Source organism: Streptomyces sp. NPDC044106 (assembly GCF_056433985.1).
On record NZ_JBWKFZ010000015.1, the window covers coordinates 1 to 16,503 of the forward strand.

The 16,503-nt window shown below is 70.2% G+C and carries 14 protein-coding genes, 1 tRNA gene and 1 pseudogene; 6 read left to right on the forward strand and 10 right to left on the reverse strand.

Features of this window, described 5'->3' with window-relative positions:
- Positions 1 to 656 precede the first annotated feature (656 nt).
- Positions 657 to 1,418 carry a GntR family transcriptional regulator gene (locus tag AC07DI_RS26615; protein WP_478906401.1) on the forward strand — a complete coding sequence of 254 codons (762 nt, stop codon included), beginning with the start codon at positions 657 to 659 and terminating at the stop codon, positions 1,416 to 1,418.
- Between the two features lie 25 nt (positions 1,419 to 1,443).
- Positions 1,444 to 2,112, forward strand: a complete 669-nt coding sequence (locus AC07DI_RS26620; RefSeq protein WP_478906644.1) for a histone deacetylase — start codon at positions 1,444 to 1,446, stop codon at positions 2,110 to 2,112.
- A 639-nt stretch (positions 2,113 to 2,751) separates the two neighbouring features.
- Here the strand turns inward: AC07DI_RS26620 and AC07DI_RS26625 are convergent.
- Positions 2,752 to 4,935: a sensor histidine kinase gene (locus AC07DI_RS26625; protein WP_478906402.1), complete on the reverse strand. Its 2,184-nt coding sequence runs from the start codon at positions 4,933 to 4,935 to the stop codon at positions 2,752 to 2,754.
- Positions 4,925 to 5,764, reverse strand: coding sequence for a response regulator transcription factor (locus AC07DI_RS26630; protein ID WP_478906404.1), 840 nt, complete (start codon positions 5,762 to 5,764; stop codon positions 4,925 to 4,927). The genes AC07DI_RS26625 and AC07DI_RS26630 overlap by 11 nt, the downstream gene beginning before the upstream one ends.
- Positions 5,765 to 5,968: 204 nt before the next feature.
- On the opposite strand from AC07DI_RS26630, the gene AC07DI_RS26635 reads away from it, so the two are divergent.
- Positions 5,969 to 6,454 (forward strand): NUDIX hydrolase, encoded by a 486-nt coding sequence (locus AC07DI_RS26635; protein WP_478906406.1) that lies wholly within the window; start codon positions 5,969 to 5,971, stop codon positions 6,452 to 6,454.
- Here the strand turns inward: AC07DI_RS26635 and AC07DI_RS26640 are convergent.
- The 4 genes from AC07DI_RS26640 to AC07DI_RS26655 form a co-directional block, all read right to left on the reverse strand.
- Positions 6,409 to 7,283, reverse strand: a protein-coding gene (locus AC07DI_RS26640; protein ID WP_478906408.1) for an IS5 family transposase whose coding sequence is annotated in 2 segments (ribosomal slippage) — positions 6,409 to 6,893 and positions 6,893 to 7,283 — 876 coding nt in all. Because the reading frame shifts where the segments join, the coding sequence is not laid out codon by codon here. The two genes, AC07DI_RS26635 and AC07DI_RS26640, sit on opposite strands and share 46 nt — an antisense overlap.
- A 73-nt stretch (positions 7,284 to 7,356) precedes the next feature.
- A complete protein-coding gene (locus tag AC07DI_RS26645; RefSeq protein WP_478906410.1) occupies positions 7,357 to 7,692 on the reverse strand; it encodes a hypothetical protein in 336 nt (111 codons plus the stop codon).
- A 36-nt stretch (positions 7,693 to 7,728) separates the two neighbouring features.
- Positions 7,729 to 8,301, reverse strand: a complete 573-nt coding sequence (locus tag AC07DI_RS26650; protein ID WP_478906412.1) for a hypothetical protein — start codon at positions 8,299 to 8,301, stop codon at positions 7,729 to 7,731.
- Between the two features lie 95 nt (positions 8,302 to 8,396).
- Positions 8,397 to 9,896 carry an aminotransferase-like domain-containing protein gene (locus AC07DI_RS26655; RefSeq protein WP_478906414.1) on the reverse strand — a complete coding sequence of 500 codons (1,500 nt, stop codon included), beginning with the start codon at positions 9,894 to 9,896 and terminating at the stop codon, positions 8,397 to 8,399.
- Positions 9,897 to 10,072: 176 nt separating this feature from the next.
- On the opposite strand from AC07DI_RS26655, the gene AC07DI_RS26660 reads away from it, so the two are divergent.
- From AC07DI_RS26660 to AC07DI_RS26670, 3 genes are all read left to right on the forward strand, one after another.
- Positions 10,073 to 10,936, forward strand: coding sequence for an alpha/beta fold hydrolase (locus AC07DI_RS26660; RefSeq protein WP_478906416.1), 864 nt, complete (start codon positions 10,073 to 10,075; stop codon positions 10,934 to 10,936).
- A 157-nt stretch (positions 10,937 to 11,093) separates the two neighbouring features.
- A complete protein-coding gene (locus AC07DI_RS26665) occupies positions 11,094 to 12,554 on the forward strand; it encodes a sensor histidine kinase (protein WP_478906418.1) in 1,461 nt (486 codons plus the stop codon).
- Complete coding sequence (locus AC07DI_RS26670; RefSeq protein WP_384258333.1) at positions 12,518 to 13,162, forward strand: LuxR C-terminal-related transcriptional regulator; 645 nt, start codon at positions 12,518 to 12,520, stop codon at positions 13,160 to 13,162. The genes AC07DI_RS26665 and AC07DI_RS26670 overlap by 37 nt, the downstream gene beginning before the upstream one ends.
- A gap of 20 nt (positions 13,163 to 13,182) precedes the next feature.
- On the opposite strand, the gene AC07DI_RS26675 is transcribed toward AC07DI_RS26670, so the two are convergent.
- From AC07DI_RS26675 to AC07DI_RS26690, 4 genes and pseudogenes are all read right to left on the reverse strand, one after another.
- The gene (locus AC07DI_RS26675) at positions 13,183 to 13,944 is read right to left on the reverse strand and encodes an SDR family NAD(P)-dependent oxidoreductase (RefSeq protein WP_478906646.1); all 762 of its coding nucleotides are present in this window, start codon (positions 13,942 to 13,944) and stop codon (positions 13,183 to 13,185) included.
- Between the two features lie 99 nt (positions 13,945 to 14,043).
- Positions 14,044 to 14,520: pseudogene (locus tag AC07DI_RS26680) on the reverse strand (cupin domain-containing protein); the annotation flags it as partial.
- A 126-nt stretch (positions 14,521 to 14,646) separates the two neighbouring features.
- Positions 14,647 to 14,720: transfer RNA gene (locus tag AC07DI_RS26685), tRNA-Thr, on the reverse strand.
- Positions 14,721 to 14,804: 84 nt separating this feature from the next.
- The gene (locus AC07DI_RS26690) at positions 14,805 to 16,391 is read right to left on the reverse strand and encodes an alpha/beta hydrolase (protein ID WP_478906420.1); all 1,587 of its coding nucleotides are present in this window, start codon (positions 16,389 to 16,391) and stop codon (positions 14,805 to 14,807) included.
- Positions 16,392 to 16,503 lie beyond the last annotated feature (112 nt).

The following is a 16,503-nucleotide window of genomic DNA, read 5'->3' on the forward strand; positions in this document are numbered from 1 at the left end:
TGTGCTTGCTCTTGCCGAACATGGCGAGGTCCTCTCACGGATGCAACGGCATGAGCAGCGGCCCCGGTGTTCCAGCACCGGGGCCGCGCGCCGTTGAAGTCGGAAGATCCGGCTCCTCTCAACCCCGCCCGTGCGACGTGCTCCGCAGAACCGTCGTACGGGCGGGGCGAGCAACCGGCGCGGCGATAGCCGCCGCGAATCGGTGGATGGTGACCGGCCGGCCGCAGCACTCAATCGCGCTCGGAGGCCCGGGGGTGGAGCGGCGCCGCCGTGCCGGTCTTCACGGCCGCGCCCATCACTTTCGTCGACTCACCGTCACTCCTTCGAACTGCTGAACATGGGGATACGCACTGCAAGGGGGACCGATGTCCCCACCCTCCGGCCGTTGCTCGCGGTCACCGGGCCACCTCGCCAGTCGGGCCGAAGCCCTGTCCTCTGGCCTTTAGCGGGATTGCAGCGTCCCCGCCCCATGCATTCGTGCAGGTCAAGCAAGGTTCCGAGTCGCGCTAACCCTGCTCGAAATAAAGACTGACTTACCGGTGTTGGTGGTGTTGTACCAACAACCTGATGTCATGAGATTGCACCACGACGTTGGGTCCGTCAAGGCAAACGGCGTATGTTGTTGGAACAAGTCGGCCAACTGGCAGGGAGAGGCCATGAAGGAGCAACGCCCGCGGTATCACCGGATCGCTGATGACCTGCGAGGACAGATCGAGCGGGGCGAGCTGCAAGCGGGTGGACAGCTCCCGACGGAGTACGAGCTGGTTGAGCGCTACGAAGCCAGTCGCAACACGGTGCGACTGGCCCTGCGTCGCCTCACAGAAGAGGGGCTAATCATCGCTGGCCAGGGGCGGGGCAGCTTCGTTCGGCGGCGCCTGACTCCAGCCGTCTGGGACTGGTCCGTTCTGGAGTCACGAGAGCGCCACAAGTCAGACGAACAAGGCGACCAATGGGCCAGTATCGTGGCCGAAAGTGGTCGTCTGCCCCGGCAGGAAGTCCGGGTTTCCATCCGGCGTCCGTCTGCCGAGATCGCCGAACGACTGGAGTTGGACCCCGAGAGCGCTCTGACTGTGGTTCGGGAGCGAGTGCGCATCGTGGACCAAGACCCGTACGCGCTGGCCGACTCGTATTTTCCCGAGGAACTGGTTCGCGGTACGCCCCTCATGTTGCCGGAGGATGTGTCCGCACCTGGCGGGGTACTCGCCAGCGTCGGCCTTGTTCAAGCTCGCTACCGAGATGAGATCACAGTGCGAATGCCGACACGCGCTGAGATCGAGAAGTTGTCTCTCCCCTCGGCCACACCTGTCGCCGTGCACATGCGCACGGGTTACGACGAGAACGACAAACCCCTTCGAGTCATGGTCACGATCCTCCCGGGAGACCGTCATGTCATCACGTACGACGTTTCGGCAGAGTGAGCGTGCCGCACAGGAGAAAGCCAGCGTGAAAGCCTTGCGAAGCATCGACCCGACGCTCCCGGACGATGCGGCGCCTGAGCGAGTCTGGTACACGTCCTACGGCTCGAACATGCACCTGGATCGGCTTGCTGCCTACATCCGCGGCGGGCGTCCATCGGGCGCGGCAAAGGACTACCCGGGATGCCGTAATCCCGCGATGCCCGCTCAATCCATCCCCGTGGAACTGAACGGAGCGATGTACTTCGCGACCGTGTCGCCCGTGTGGGGAGGTGGGCGGGCCTTCTACGACCCCCGCGCGAGCGGTCGCGTCTTGGCCAGAGCCCACCTGGTGACCGTCGAGCAATTCGCCGACATCGCCGCTCAGGAGATGTACCGGGAGCCGGGTGCCGACTTGGACTTGACCAGAGCGCTTACACAAGGGCGTGACGTCCTGGGCGACGGTCGATACGAAACGTTGGTGTGCGCTGGCCAAGTCGACCGCATGCCCGTTCTGACGTTCACGGCCCCTTGGGGCTTGGGCGATGTCCAGTGGGTGCCCCCGTCCCCGGCTTACGTGCGCTTCCTGGCGTCGGGGCTCCTATCGGCCGGCGCATGGGATATGGAAGCGGTGGCTTCATACGTGTCGGCCTGCCCTGGCGCGTCTGGGCACTGGTCACAGCAGGGCGTCGCCGATCTGCTGAGTGATGACTCGTGAGGGCAGGGTCGCTCGCAGATAGTTCGCACGTACCCCTGTCGAGCGCTGCCCCTGCGACTGACGCGGGCACGAATGCGGGGCCGTGTGTGGGCCGTCCGAGGGCGGCCAAAGACGGCCAACGACGACCGACAACGACGGGTATCAAAGGGTGGGTCGGCCGCTGCACCCCTGGTTAGGGCCCCTCTGCCCTACGAGTTCTGACCAGGCCGCGGCCATCCAACCACATGTTAGCGATCTGTTGGCGACCCCTGATCTGATCTCTACATCGGACCTGGCCCGCCGGTACTCGCGCACAGCGCGTAGCTCGGGGGAGTGTCGCCGCCGCGGCCGGGTCCGGATGCAGAGAGAGCCCCGGTCGGCGGAGGTGAACGACCGGGGCTTTCGCACTGCCGCCGTCCGCGCCGCCCGCGGCCCATAGCGGATTCCGGCCCCGCCGGGCGCCGCACCCCGGCCGGATTCCTCCACGCCGTCTCTACGCCGACGCCGCCACGCCTCCGCAGTCCCCTCGCCACATCTCCACGAAGCCGGAGTCACCCTCACCAGGGTGAGATCACGTCGTCGAAGCCTCCCGGCGCCACTCCCGGCACCACTCCCGAAACCACCCCGGGCCCACTCATCACCCCCGTCACACCACCCCCGTCACGCCACCGGCAACCGCACGGTGAACAGCGACCCCTTCCCCGGCACGCTCTCCGCCGTCACCGTGCCGTCGTGCGCCTCCACCAGCTTCCGGACGATCGAGAGGCCGAGCCCGCTGCCGCCCGTCGCGCGGGTCCGCGACTTGTCCGCGCGCCAGAAGCGGTCGAAGACGTGCGGCAGGTCGGCGGGCGCGATACCCGTACCGGTGTCGGCGACCTCGATGAGTACGGCGTCGTCCGTGGTGCGGCAGCTGATGCGGACGTTGCCGCCCTCGGGGGTGTGGCGGACGGCGTTGGAGACGAGGTTGCCGATCGCCTGGCGCAGCCGCAGCGGGTCGGCCCGCACCCACGGGTCGCCGAACGCGGTGGCCCTGAGCCGCACCCCGGCCGTCTCCGCGCGCGCCTGGTGCGCGGCCGCCACCTGCTCGGCGATCTCGGCGGCGCGCACCGGTTCGCGGTGCAGCCGGAGCGTGCCGGCGTCGGCGGCCGCCAGGTCCTGCAGGTCGTCGACGATGTGCTGGAGCAGCAGTGCCTCTTCGAGGAGCGAGGTGACCAGTTCGGGGTCGGTGTCGACGACGCCGTCCTCCGCTGCCTCCAGCCAGCCCCGGATGTTGGACAGCGGAGTGCGCAGCTCGTGCGCCACGTCGCTGACCATCGCCTTGCGCTGTTCCTCCAGGGCCTTGCGGTGGGCGGCCATGTCGTTGAAGGCGGCGGCGAGTTGGCTGATCTCGCCCGCCGAGCGGGTGGCCCGCTCGGAAACCGGTTCGCTCGTCTCGTCCGCCTTCATGCGCCGGGTCGCGGCGGTGAGCGCGCGCAGCGGCCGGGTGAGCCGGGTCGCGGCGAGCGCGGTGACCGCGACGGTGACGGCGAGGACGGCCGCGGCGAGCCCGGCAAGACGCGCGGTGTTGCCCCGGGAGAGGCTGAAGCCGGGCGTGCTCCGCGTGCCGTCGGAGCTGGTGATGAAGAGCAGCGCGGGTGAGGAGACGTAGGGGCCGAGCTGTTCGCGGCGCGCGGTGTCGACGCAGGAGGCGGTGGCGGCGGCCGTGGCCGCGGCGTCGGAGGTGGGCGGGACTGCTTCGAAGTCGGCCGCACCGGCGGGGCCGGGGTCCACGGGGACCGCCCCGGACGCCGGGTCGGGTTCGGTGGTCGGGTACGTCGGGACGGCGGCGCCGACCGGCTTCGGGCCGTACCGCCCGGTCAGGTCGAGGCTGACGGGGACCGGGTCGAGACCGTGCCGCTTCATACAGGCGTCGGTGAGGGAGTTGAGCTTCTTGAGGGCCTTCTGCTCGGTCGCGGTCGGCATTTCGAGCGGGGGCATACGGCAGCGGGCCCGCAGGGAGTCGTCCGGGTCGTGTGCGATCTGGATGGTCGGGCGCCCACCCGGGCCGACGACGACCTGCGCGCTCCCGCCCATGTCGGTCACGCAGGCCGCGCTCTTGTCGGCGGCTTCCTTGAGCCGGACGCGTTCCACCTTGGTGAGGCGGTAGGGGCCGACCGCGCGCGGGTCGATGCGGTCGGCCGCGTGGCCCTTGGCGGTGCCGTTCCGGGCGACCGTGTCCCGACCGGTGGAGTCGGTGGACTGGGCGGAGTCGGTGGTGCTCGTGTCGTCGCCCGTACGTTCCGGGGAGAGCATGGAATCGACGGCGAGCGGGTCGAGGACGGCGGAGGCGGTCGGGGGGAGGGAGGTACGCCTGGAGTCGTCCTCGTGCGGGCCCTTCTTCGAGCTCCCCTCACGGCTGCCCTTTGAGCCCTTGTCCGGGTCCGTCTTGGGGTCCGCCTTGGGGTCCGTCTTGGGGTCCGTCTTGGGGGCGTTCCTCGAGTCCTTCTTCGAACCGCCCTCGCCGTGGCCGTCCGCCGAAGCGCCTTGCCCTCTCGGGGCTGCCGAGTCCGCGATGACCTTGCGGTCCTGCGTGGTGAGGGCGACCCGGCGACCGGTGCTCCGGGACAGTTCGCGTACGGCCTCTTCGGCTCCCCGCCACTCCGGGGCGCTCGCGCCGACGCCGAGGAGCTTGTCGTAGATGCGGGCGTCGTCGGCGAGGACCTGGCCCTGCTCCTGCCGCAGCGCACCGGACGTCGTCTGCGCCGCGAGCCAGGCGGTGGCGGCGATCGAGCCGACGGAGACGAGGACGGATACGGCGAGGAGGCGTGCGAGGAGGCTCTTGCGGAGCGGAATGTCACGCGCCACGTCGTGCCGCCGCCCCATTGGCGACCGCACCGCTCACGGCGGGTTCACCGGTACCGGTACCGGTACCGGTACTGCTGGCACTGCCGCTACCGCTACCGCTACCGCTACCGCTACCGCTACCGACCAACTTGTACCCCACCCCGAAAACCGTCACGAGCCGGTCGGGGCGGCGCGGGTCGGTCTCGATCTTCTTGCGCAGGTTGAGGATGTGCACGTCGACCGTACGCACGGATATGTAGCCGGACGAGCCGTGGATCCGGTCGAGGAGCTGGGGCCGCGTGAAGACCCGGTCCGGCTCCTCCGCGAGCGCGCTCAGCAGGTCGAACTCGCCGGGCGTGCAGTCGACGTAGCGCCCGTCGACCGTCACCTCGTGCCGCAGCGGGTCGACGACGAGACCGGCGACGCGCAGGATCCGCCGGTCGGTGCCGGACAGCGGCGGGTGGATGCCGCTCGCACGCCGCAGCAACGTCCGCACCCGGGCCATCAGCTCGCGAGGGCTGTACGGCTTGGTGAGGTAGTCGTCGGCGCCCAGATCGAGGCCCGCGAGCAGGTCGTCCTCCGTGGAACGGGCGGTCAGCATCAGGATCGGCAGGCGGGTCAGCCCGGCGGGACCAGCACCGCCCCGCAGGAGCCTGGTGACCTCCAGGCCGTCGGTGCCGGGCATCATCACGTCGAGGATCAGCAGGTCCGGCGACCGGTGCCGCATCGCGGCGAGGGCGGCTGACCCGTCGTGGACGACGGCGACGGCGTGGCCCTCGCGCTCCAGATAGCGGCGGACCAGCTCGGCCTGTTTTTCGTCGTCCTCCGCGACCAGGACAAAAGCGCACATGGCGTTGAGGATAGGCATGCATCGCGTGTTGCAGGAGAGGCAAATGGGATTCGCACGCAGGCCTGACAGGATCCTCATAAGTACCTGGGACCCTGTCCGGCACCCCCGCCTAGGTGTGCTGACCCCTAGGCCTGTTGCGTAAGTCGATCTTGGTGACGCTAGGGTTCCCGCTTGTCGGCTTTCGTGTAGGGAGGGGCGGGAACCGTGGACGATCACGTACAGACCCGTGTTTCGGCGTACGCAATCGCGGTGGAGGACGGTCGGCTGCTGCTGATCCGACTGTCGGACGCCTCGCCAGTCTTCACACCGGGTCTGTGGCACATGCCAGGCGGCGGAATCGACCCGGGCGAACAGCCTGTGGAGGCCTTGTCCCGTGAACTCCGGGAGGAGACAGGGCTTGAACTCGCTGATGCTCGTCTGCTCGACGCGCGGACTTACGCGGTCCGGCGGAATGGGGTGAGCTGGAGCCTCACGGCGTTGTTCTACGTCGTTGTCCTCAAGGGCGGGGCGCTGGCGGTGACCGAGATCGACGGCTCCACCGACGCGGTGGCGTGGATTCCTCTGGCCGACTTGCAGGACGACACCATGCTGTCACCAGCGGCTGCCGATGCGCTCCGCATACTTGAGCAGGCTGAAGAGGTTGGTCACAGCCACTCGTTGAGGACTGCGACCAGCACGGTTGCCTCGTAACGGACGGCGAGCTTGTCGTATCGCGTGGCGACTGCCCTGTGGCGCTTGAGTCGATTGATTCCGCACTCGACTGCGTGTCGCTCGCGGTAGTCGGTCTTGTCGAACTTCGGCGGCCGACCACCGCGGGAGCCGAGCTTGCTGCGGTTGCGGACCCGGTCCGCAGGCACCGGGATCGTTGCCTTGATACCGCGTTTGCGCAGATAGGAGCGGTTCTTCCTGGAGTCGTATGCCTTGTCGGCCCGCACTCGGTCCGGCCGCTTGCGGGGCCGCCCCACTCCCAGACGCGGCACCCGGATCGCCTCAAGCACGGGCTCGAACTGCGGGGAATCTCCGCGCTGCCCGGCGGTGATCACCACCGACAGAGGCTTCTGCCCCTGCTCAACGGCGAGGTGGATCCTGGTGGTCAGCCCGCCTCGGGAGCGTCCGAGACCGTGGTCAGCCGGCTCTGCGACGAGACCGCCGGGCGGCTCCTTTTGAAGATCCCCCTCTTCGCCGCTCCGGCGGCGTGCTGGTGAGCGCGGCAGACGGTGGAGTCGACGTTCACGTCCCAGGTGATCAGGCCCTTCGCGTCGGCCTGAGCCTGGAGCTGGGCGACTATCCGAGCCCAGGCGCCGTCCCGCTGCCAGCGCCGGAACAGGTCATAGACCCGGTCCCACGGGCCGTACCGGTCAGGCACATCGCGCCACGGGGCGCCGGTCCGTGTCCGCCACCGTATGCCGTCTATCAGCTGCCGCCGTGTCCACACCTGCGGCCGGCCCGGCTTGATGCCCCGCGGCAGCAGCGGCCCAAGCCGGGCCCACTGGCCGTTCGTCAGATCCCCACGCCCCACAGCAGGCGATCATCAACGATCAAGATCCACTTTCGCAACAGGCCCTAGCTGTGGTTGTGCAGGTGATCAGCGGTCAGGCGTTACGCCACAGAGGGCTGTCGACGACGAAGGAGAGCGCCCTCACCGGGTATCCGTAAGTGAGCGGCCCAACGGGCCTGACGCCGTCTGTGGGGATAGGCCTTACTGGGGAGTCGCACGGGACCCCTGAGAAGCTGATCACCTTGTCCGTGTCGTTGTCGAAGTGGACCACTAGTTGTTGCCTCAGGATCTGGGTCCCATCCGATTCGACGAAGAAAAGGGCCTCCTTCGGGATGTCGTGGCAGCCGTCGGTCGGGTTCTCAATGGTGACGGCGTAGTGCCCCTTGGCGTCAGCACCCGGCGGGTTCGAGTCGTACGGCCTGCCATCCATGTGCCGTGTGACGCTGCCTGTGGCGTCGGCTGACCCCTAGGAGCCCGGCTGCCCCTTAAGGGCCCGGCCCGCAGCCTCCGGGGACAGGTCCCCGTTGGTCCACGCGTAGACGGTGTTTCCGTGGACCGCGACCCGGTACGCGTAGGAGTCGCCGCACTCCGTACGGGACCGCGACGGCGTCCGGTCGGGCCACCATGACGCGTCGAGCTTCGGCGCACCGACCCGGGGTGAGCCGACCCCGCAGGCAACGCCCCGGTCGACCGGCACGCCACCGCTACGGACGCCCCCGTCGCCGCTGCCCGCGCCGGCGTCGCCGAGCGTGTAGCGGATCAGCTTCGCGGCACCGGTCGTCTTCACCTTCACCTTGATGTTCTCGGCGTCCTTGGGGACCCATCGGGGCAGTACGAACGCCAGGTCACCCTTGGTGGGCGCGTCCGCCGCCGTCGCGAAGGACTTCGTCTTCTCCTTGAAGACGTGCTCACTGACGACGTCCGGCATCAGCGCGCTGTCCTTGAGCGCGGGCGCCGCGACGGCGACGGTACCGGCGGCCACCAGGCACCCGGCCATGGTGAGGACGAGGACACCGGCCTTCTTCTTGTTCAGGGGCATGAGACCAGTCTTCGGCCCCGGACACCGGTTTCCGTACGGCCGCAGAACGAAATACAGCCTCTGCGGCGCGACGGAGGTCGGACTCGGGGTCCGCCTCAAGACGTACGGGTCCTCCGCCCCCGCCCGCCCACATCCCCGAGCACCCCCAACGCCTCCGCGAGGACATCCAGCGGCGGCGACGCGAGCCCGACCCGCACCGCGTCCGGCACCGAGTGGGAGCCCGCGACGAAGGCCGAGCCCGGCGTGACGCCGATGCCACGGTCCGCCGCCGCCGCGACGAAGGTCTCGGCACGCCACGGCGCGGGCAGCTCCCACCAGCAGTAATAGGCGCGGATATCGGTACGGAACCGCCCCTTGACCCCCGCGTCGATCAGCCGCTCCCGCACGATGCGGTGCCGCACGGCCGCGTCGGCGCGCTTGGCCGCGACCAGCCTCTCCACGGTCCCGTCGGCGACCCACCGCACGGCCGCCGCGAGGTTGAACGCCCCCGCCGTCCACGCCCCGGACCGCAGGGAGCGCGCGAGGGCGTCCAGGTGAGCGGCCGGGGCGACGAGCATGCCGACGGTGAGGCCGGGCGCGAGCCGTTTGGAGAGGCTGTCGACGAAGATGACGCGCTCGGGCAGCCGGGCGACAAGCGGAGCGGGCGCGTCCGGGGCAAGGAACCCCCAGGTGCCGTCCTCGACGACGAGCACGCCCGACCTCTCGATGACGTCGGCCAGCTCCTGCCGCCGCTCCTCCCCCGCGGTCACGGACAACGGATTCTGCAGGGTCGGCTGTACGTAGACGCCGCTGAGGGAGGCCTTCCGGTGCGCGTCGGCGAGCGCGCCCGGCACCATGCCCTGCTCGTCCACGGCAACCGGCACGAGCTCCACACCGAGCTGCCCCGCGATGGCTTTCACCAGCGGATATGTCACTTCCTCGACCCCAATACGGCCCCCGGGGCGCGCCAACGAGGAGAGCGCGGCAGCGATGGCCTGCCGACTGTTCCCCGCGAACAACACCCGCTCCGCTTCCGGCCGCCAGCCACTGCGCGCCAGCACGGACACGGCGGCATCCCGCGCCTCCGCGGTTCCATCGGGAGCGACGACTCGGGTCGCCTCCCTCAACACGTCGGCGCGCAGCAGCGGCGTGAGGCCTCGGCTCATGGCCTCCGACTGCCCTTCGACAATCGGGTAGTTGAGCTCGAGGTTGACGGGGGGTGTTGTGGGGGTGTGGGTGGGAGGGGCGAGTGAGATGAGCCCCGACAGACCCGACAGACCCGGCGGCCTTGCCGGCCCCGACAGCCCCGACAGCCCCGACAGCCCCGACAGCCCCACCTCCCCAACTCCCGCCCCCGCGCCCCCCTCCGTCAGAGCCACAGCACCGCCGACATGCGGCGCGGCAGCCCGTACGAACGTCCCGCGCCCCACCTCGCCCACGACCAGCCCCCGCCGCGCAAGCTCCCCGTACACGCGGATGGCCGTGGAGTTGGCGATCCGCCTGTGCCGGGCGAAGACCCGCTGCGGAGGCAGTTGGTCCCCGGCCCGCAGCACCCCGGCCTCGATCTGCCGGGCGACATCATCCGCAACGCGCCGAAACTCGTCCCGCCGAGCCATGATTCCCCTCACCTTCCACGGCCCCGCCGACCGTCTCCCTGGTCGCGGAGCGACGCCCCTCACCCGAACCCTCCGCACACCCACCCCCGTACCGCCCCCGCCCCCGCCCCGCGAACATTGCACCGAGAGCAAAGACCTTATTGCACCGCCTACTTGACCACGCCTAGCCTCCCCACATGGCTACCGCGCAGCTCAACGGCATCACCATCGGCTACGACGACGTACGCAGGAGCGAAGACGGAACGATAGGCGGGGGCGAGGGCAAGGGCGACGGCGAGGGCAAGACCGACGCCACCGGGACCCCCACCCCCACCACTCCCCTCGTCCTCCTCCACGGCCACCCCTTCGACCGCTCCATGTGGTCCCCCCAACGCACCGCCCTCGCCACGACCCACCGCGTCATCACCCCCGACCTCCGCGGCTACGGCGAGTCCACCGTCGTCCCCGGCACCACCGACTTCGCCACCTTCGCCGAGGACGTCGCCACTCTCCTGGACCACCTCGGCGTCGAGAAGTTCGCGCTCGGCGGCCTCTCCATGGGCGGCCAGATCGTGATGGAGTGCTACCGCCTGTTCCCGGAGCGCATCACGGGCCTCCTCCTCGCCGACACGTTCCCCGCCCCCGAGACACCGTCCGGCAAGGCCGCCCGGAACGCCCTCGCCGACCGCCTTCTCGCCGAAGGCATGCGGGGATACGCGGATGACGTACGGGACAAGATGGTGGCCCCGTACAACACGGAGGCGTCCGCGACCGTCCACCGCATGATGCTGTCCGCCCCGCCCGAGGGAGCGGCCGCCGCCCTGCGAGGGCGCGCCGAACGCCCGGACTACCGCGCCCTCTTGACCCGCGTCGACGTCCCGTCCCTCGTGATCGTCGGCCGCGACGACACGTACACCCCCGTCTCCGACGCCGAGGCCATGCACGCCGCGCTCCCCGACTCGGCGCTGCACATCGTGGAGGCGGCGGCCCACATGCCGAACCTGGAACGCCCCGACGAGTTCAACTCCGCGCTCCGCACCTGGCTGTCCCGCATCTCCTGAAGCAGCCACACCTCGAAGCATCGATCAGCCCCCGAAGAGAGCCCCCGAAGAGGGGAGTTTTCACCACCGACTTCTCCCCGCCCCGCACCCGATAATGAGCTCGCGGACAGCGTGAAACGGCATGAACCCGCAGTTCAGACGCGCGAGGGGGAAGTCCATGACCACACACCGAGGACCCACGGGGAACGACACCACCACCGCGTTCAAACGTTCCCTCCTCCTCTGGGCCCTCTCCCTCCGCGCGTTCTGGCTCTCCCTCTGGATGGTCCAAGCCCACGTCTTCTTCGCGGGCGGCCCGAACGCCAAGCTGCTTCCGGCCCCGATGCGTCACGTCCGAAGACTCGCGGACCGCCAGCGCGCACTGGCCGAGGAGTGGTCGGGCAAGGACTTCCCCGCGCCCTACGACCAACGCCCCGACCGCTCACAAGGCCTCGCCCTGCGCGCCCAGTTGGCGGGCAAGGAGGGCCAGGTATGGCGTGACTGGCGATGGGCGGGCCTCGATCCGTACCTCGGCGGCACGATCGCCTTCGGCCCGCTCGCCCTGCTCATCAGCGGCGTATGGGGGCTGGCCACAGCGGTGTTCGGCACGCGGTTGTCCCATGAGTGGGACAGCATCTGGTACCTCTTCGTACCGGTCCAGAACTGGCCCACGGCCGCCCTCGCCGGCGTGCTCGGCGCCCTGCAGCTCCCGCTCGCGTTCCACTGGGCAGCGCCCCGCGCCGTCCGGTTGCACGAGTGCTACCTCCGCGCGATGCTCGCCCCCAGCGAAGGTGAACTGCGCGCGGAGCTGGCCGAGATGGCGCACCGCATCGACCACCTCACGACCACCCGTACCGCCGCCGTCGACACACAGATGGCCGAGATCCGCCGCATCGAACGCGACCTGCACGACGGCGCGCAGGTCCGCCTGGTGGCGATGGGCATGACACTCGACGCGGCCGAACACCTCCTGGAGTCCAACCCCGACGCGGTACGCGCCCTGCTCGTGGAGGCCCGCGAGAACTCCACCAAGGCGCTGCAGGAGCTGCGCGACCTGGTCCGCGGCATCCACCCGCCGGTACTCGCGGACCGCGGGCTCGCGGACGCCATCCGCTCGTTGGCGCTGATCAGCCCGCTCAGGACCGAGGTGGTGGCCGACCTGCCCGCGCGCCCCGAGCCGCCGGTGGAGTCGGCCGTGTACTTCGCGGTCTCGGAGATCATGGCGAACGCCGCCAAGCACGCCGGGGCGGAACGCGTCCGGATCGACATCCGCCACGAAGGCGATTCCCCCACCGACGTCACACGCACGACCACGGACGGATCCGAAGCAGCTACCGGAGCGGCAGCCGCAACCGCCCACGCCTCCGGACCCGGACCCGGGCCCAAATCCGAGTCCGCATCCGAAACCACATCCGAAGCCACATCCACATCCAAGGGCTCCGGCTCCCTCCGCATCACCATCACCGACGACGGCCACGGCGGAGCCGACCCGTCCCGCGGCTCGGGCCTGCGCGGCATCGAACAACGCCTGGCCACCTTCGACGGCATACTCGCCGTGAGCAGCCCGCCCGGCGGCCCGACCATGGTGACGGTGGAGGTGCCGTGCGCGTTGTCCTCGCCGAAGACCACTTCCTGCTGAGGGACGGTCTCAGCAGACTCCTCACCGCCTTCGGGCACGAAGTGGCCGCGGCCGTCGACAACGGCCCCGAACTCCTTGACGCACTCACGGAACTGCGGCCGGACGTCGCGATCGTCGACGTCCGGCTCCCCCCGGGCTTCAGCGACGAGGGCCTGCGCGCCGCCGTGACGGCGCGCGGCCGCGTGCCCGGGCTGCCGGTCCTGTTGCTCTCCCAGTACGTGGAGCCGCTGTACGCGCACGAGTTGCTGGCGACCGGTTCCGAGGGGGTCGGCTACGTCCTGAAGGACCGGGTATCGAACGGTGCCGCGTTCATCTCGACGATCGAGCGCGTCGCCGCGGGCGGCACCGCCATGGACCCCGAGGTGGTCTCGCAACTGCTGGTCCGCAAGGACCGCGACACCGGCATGGCTACGCTCACCACGCGCGAACGCGAGGTCCTGGGGTGCCTGGCGCAGGGGCGCTCCAACGCGGGCATCGCGGAGGCCCTGTTCATCTCGGAGAAGGCCGTCGCCAAGCACATCGGCAACATCTTCCCCAAGCTCGGCCTGCCCCCGTCGGACACCGACAACCGCCGCGTGCTGGCGGTCCTGGCCTACCTGGACCACTGACCGGCCTACGACCTCCCCCACTACCAAGTGGGCCGCGCCCCCACCCCGCCATCCACCACCAGATCCGTACCCGTGATCCAGGAAGCCGCATCCGAAGCGAGGAACACGCACGCGTTGCCGACGTCCTCGGGCCGCCCGAGCCTCCCGAGCGGTGCCGCCCGGCCCCACCGCGCCACCCCGTCGGGCCACTCTTCGGCAAGCCCCGGCCGCTCGATCAGACCCGGCGATACGCTGTTGACGCGGATGCCGCGCGGCCCGTACTCCAGGGCCGCCGAACGGGCGAACATGATCAGGGCGGCCTTGGACGCGCTGTAGTGCGCGTGGCCGGGCGCGGGGCTGGACCCTTCGATGGACGCGATATGGGTGACCGTACCGCCGCCGTCCTGGCCGGCCATGAACTCGGCGGCGGCCTGCGTGCAGCAGAACGCACTCGTCACGTTGGCCTCCGAGACCTGCCGCCAGTCCGCCCCGCTCATACCGGCGAGTTCCTGCACAGGCTGGATCCCGGCGGCGTTGACCAGCGAGTCCAGGCGCCCGCGCCACGCGTACGCCCTCTCGACGAGGCGATGGCACTCGTCCTCGACCGCCAGCTCCGCCGGTACGGCGATGGCGTCACCGCCCGCCGCGACGATCTCCCCGACCAGCGCTTCGGCCCGCTGCCCGGCGCGCCGGTAGTGCACCACGACCGCGGCCCCCGCCTGCGCGAACCGCCGGGCGACCCCGGCACCGATGACACCACTGGCACCGGTGACCAGAGCAACCCGCCCGGAAAGCCCCGACACCACACCATCACGCGCCCCCTCACCACCACTCACCCCCTGCCCCACCCCACTCCCCGTCCCACTCCCCATCCCACTCCCCATCCGCAACGGCGCCCCGACCCGGCACAGCTCCCGAATGAGCCCCTCCCGCCCCGGATACCGCACGCTCAGCTCCTCGGCGTCCCCACCCTCGTAGTCCTCGTCGAGGAAGCCGGGCGCCATGGTGGTCCCGAAGAGCGCCCACCCGCACCGCCCACCGCCCCGAACCCGCGCCCCCATCCACGTCCCCGCCGGAACCACCAACTGCACCTGCCCCTCGGCACCGCCCAGTACGGCGATCCGGTCCGTGCCGTCGGGTGCGAGGAGGAGCAGTTCCAGCGGGTCACCCTCGTAGAAGTGCCAGACCTCGTCGATGGGGAGCCGGTGCAGAGCGGAGAAGTCACCGGGTGCGTCGGTCAGCAGCGCGACGATCGCCGACCCCGCGGGACGCCCATCGGCACCCGGCGGCCCGGCCCAGGTCCGCCGGAACAGTCCACCCTCGACCGGCAACGGCACCAGCCCGTGCCGCGCGGCCACCTCTTCAGCTGTGTCGACCATGGCCGATTGCTCCCCACCCAGAGCCCACCACAACCGCACCCGCACGGCCCGCTCACGCCACCGACGCCACATCCCCCAAAAGCAAAAGCCCCAGGTCACGGCGAGTGAGTCCTGGGGCTTCCACAGAGCCGCCTTCGGGATTCGAACCCGAGACCTACGCATTACGAGTGCGTTGCTCTGGCCATCTGAGCTAAGGCGGCACGCCGTCCGCACCATCGTGCGATCAGCAACGCGGCCAAGTCTACACAGTTTTCGGGGGTGCTCCGCACACCCCTTCGGCACGCCTATGAGCAGCGCTTTCCGTCCTTCGGGACGGTGCCCTTCAGTAGGTAGGCGTTGATCGTCGCGTCGACGCACTCGCTGCCGCGCCCGTACGCCGTGTGGCCGTCGCCCTCGTATGTGAGGAGGTGGCCGGAGGAGAGCTGGGAGGCCAGGGCCTTGGCCCAGCGGTAGGGGGTCGCCGGGTCGCGGGTCGTGCCCGCGACCACGATCGGGGCCGCACCCTTCGCCTCGATGCGGTGCGGGCGGCCCGTGGCCCGCACCGGCCAGTACGTGCAGTTCAGCGAGGACCAGGCGAGGCCCTCGCCGAAGACCGGGGAGGCCTTCTCGAAGGCAGGCAGCGCCTTCTTCGCGTCGTCCGGTGAGCTGAAGGCGGGCGGCAGGTCCAGGCAGTTCACGGCCGCGTTGGCGAACATGAGGTTCGCGTACGAGCCGTCGCCGTCCCGCTCGTAGTAGCCGTCGGAGAGCGCGAGCAGGCCCGAGCCGTCCATGCCCTTCATCGCCGAGGTGAGCGCGTCGCGCAGCTGGGGCCAGCCCGCCTCGTCGTACATGGCGGCGATCACACCCGTCGTGGCGAGCGCCTCGCCCAGCTTCCGGCCGCGGCTGCTCGTGGCCAGCGGCCTCCGGTCCAGTGCGCCGAAGAAGGCCTTCAGACGCTTGCCCGCGTCCTGCGGGCTCCCGCCGCCCAGCGGGCAGTCCGCCCCGCGCTTCACGCAGTCCTTCGCGAACGACCGGAACGCCGTCTCGAACCCGGCGGTCTGTTCCTGGTTCATTCGCCGTGCGGGCAGCCGGGGGTCCATCGCGCCGTCCAGGACCAGGCGGCCCACCCGTTTGGGATAGAGCTCGGCGTATGTCGCGCCGAGGAACGTCCCGTACGAGGCGCCGACGTACGACAGCTTCCTGTCGCCGAGCGCCGCGCGCAGGACGTCCATGTCACGGGCCGCCTCGACCGTGGAAACGTGCGGCAGCACCTTGGCCGACCGCTCCTCGCAGCCGGCCGCGAACCTCTTGAACGCCGTGCTCAGTTCGTCCGTCTCGCGCGGGTCGTCGGGCGTGACGTCGGTCTGCGTGTACGCGTCCATGCGCTTGCCGTCGAGGCAGGTCACGGGCTCGCTGCGGGCCACGCCGCGCGGGTCGACGGCCACCATGTCGTAGTGGGCGCGGACCTCCTCGGGGTAGCCGAGTCCCGCGTACGACTGGAGGTAGCCGATCGCCGAGCCGCCGGGGCCGCCGGGGTTGACCAGGAGCGAGCCGAGGTGGCCGCTCTTCTTCGTGGCCCGCTTGCGGGCGACCGCCAGCTTGATGTCGCCCGCCGCGGGCTTCGCGTAGTCGAGCGGCGCCTTCATGGAGGCGCACTCGAAATCGGGGACACCGCACTCGTGCCAGCTCAGCTTCTGCCCGTAGTACGGGGCGAGCTCCGCAGGCACCGAGCGGGACAGCGACGCCAGGGACGTGTCCGCCGTCGAACTCCGCGAAGCGCATCCGGAGACGAGCAGGCCTGCGGTCACGAGCAGAGCGCCGTACCTGCGGGGCGAGCCGTACGTGCGGAGCGAAAGGTTACGGCTGCGACGGCCGCGACGGCTGGTGTCCATCACGCGAGAGTAACTCTCGGCGAAGGGCTCATCACGTAACGCACTCGTACGAGCGACTTCGTCAATCCGTCGGATCGCCCGGCCCGGCGGCCTGCCCGGTGGCCTGTCTGGT

Excerpts from the sequence above, each read along its gene's own strand:
- AC07DI_RS26630 (WP_478906404.1), bottom strand. The coding sequence starts at position 5,764 with ATGTGCGCTTTTGTCCTGGTCGCGGAGGACGACGAAAAACAGGCCGAG.
- AC07DI_RS26645 (WP_478906410.1), bottom strand. The coding sequence starts at position 7,692 with ATGGATGGCAGGCCGTACGACTCGAACCCGCCGGGTGCTGACGCCAAG.
- AC07DI_RS26615 (WP_478906401.1), top strand. The coding sequence starts at position 657 with ATGAAGGAGCAACGCCCGCGGTATCACCGGATCGCTGATGACCTGCGA.
- AC07DI_RS26690 (WP_478906420.1), bottom strand. The coding sequence starts at position 16,391 with ATGGACACCAGCCGTCGCGGCCGTCGCAGCCGTAACCTTTCGCTCCGC.
- AC07DI_RS26650 (WP_478906412.1), bottom strand. The coding sequence starts at position 8,301 with ATGCCCCTGAACAAGAAGAAGGCCGGTGTCCTCGTCCTCACCATGGCC.
- AC07DI_RS26660 (WP_478906416.1), top strand. The coding sequence starts at position 10,073 with ATGGCTACCGCGCAGCTCAACGGCATCACCATCGGCTACGACGACGTA.
- AC07DI_RS26665 (WP_478906418.1), top strand. The coding sequence starts at position 11,094 with ATGACCACACACCGAGGACCCACGGGGAACGACACCACCACCGCGTTC.
- AC07DI_RS26655 (WP_478906414.1), bottom strand. The coding sequence starts at position 9,896 with ATGGCTCGGCGGGACGAGTTTCGGCGCGTTGCGGATGATGTCGCCCGG.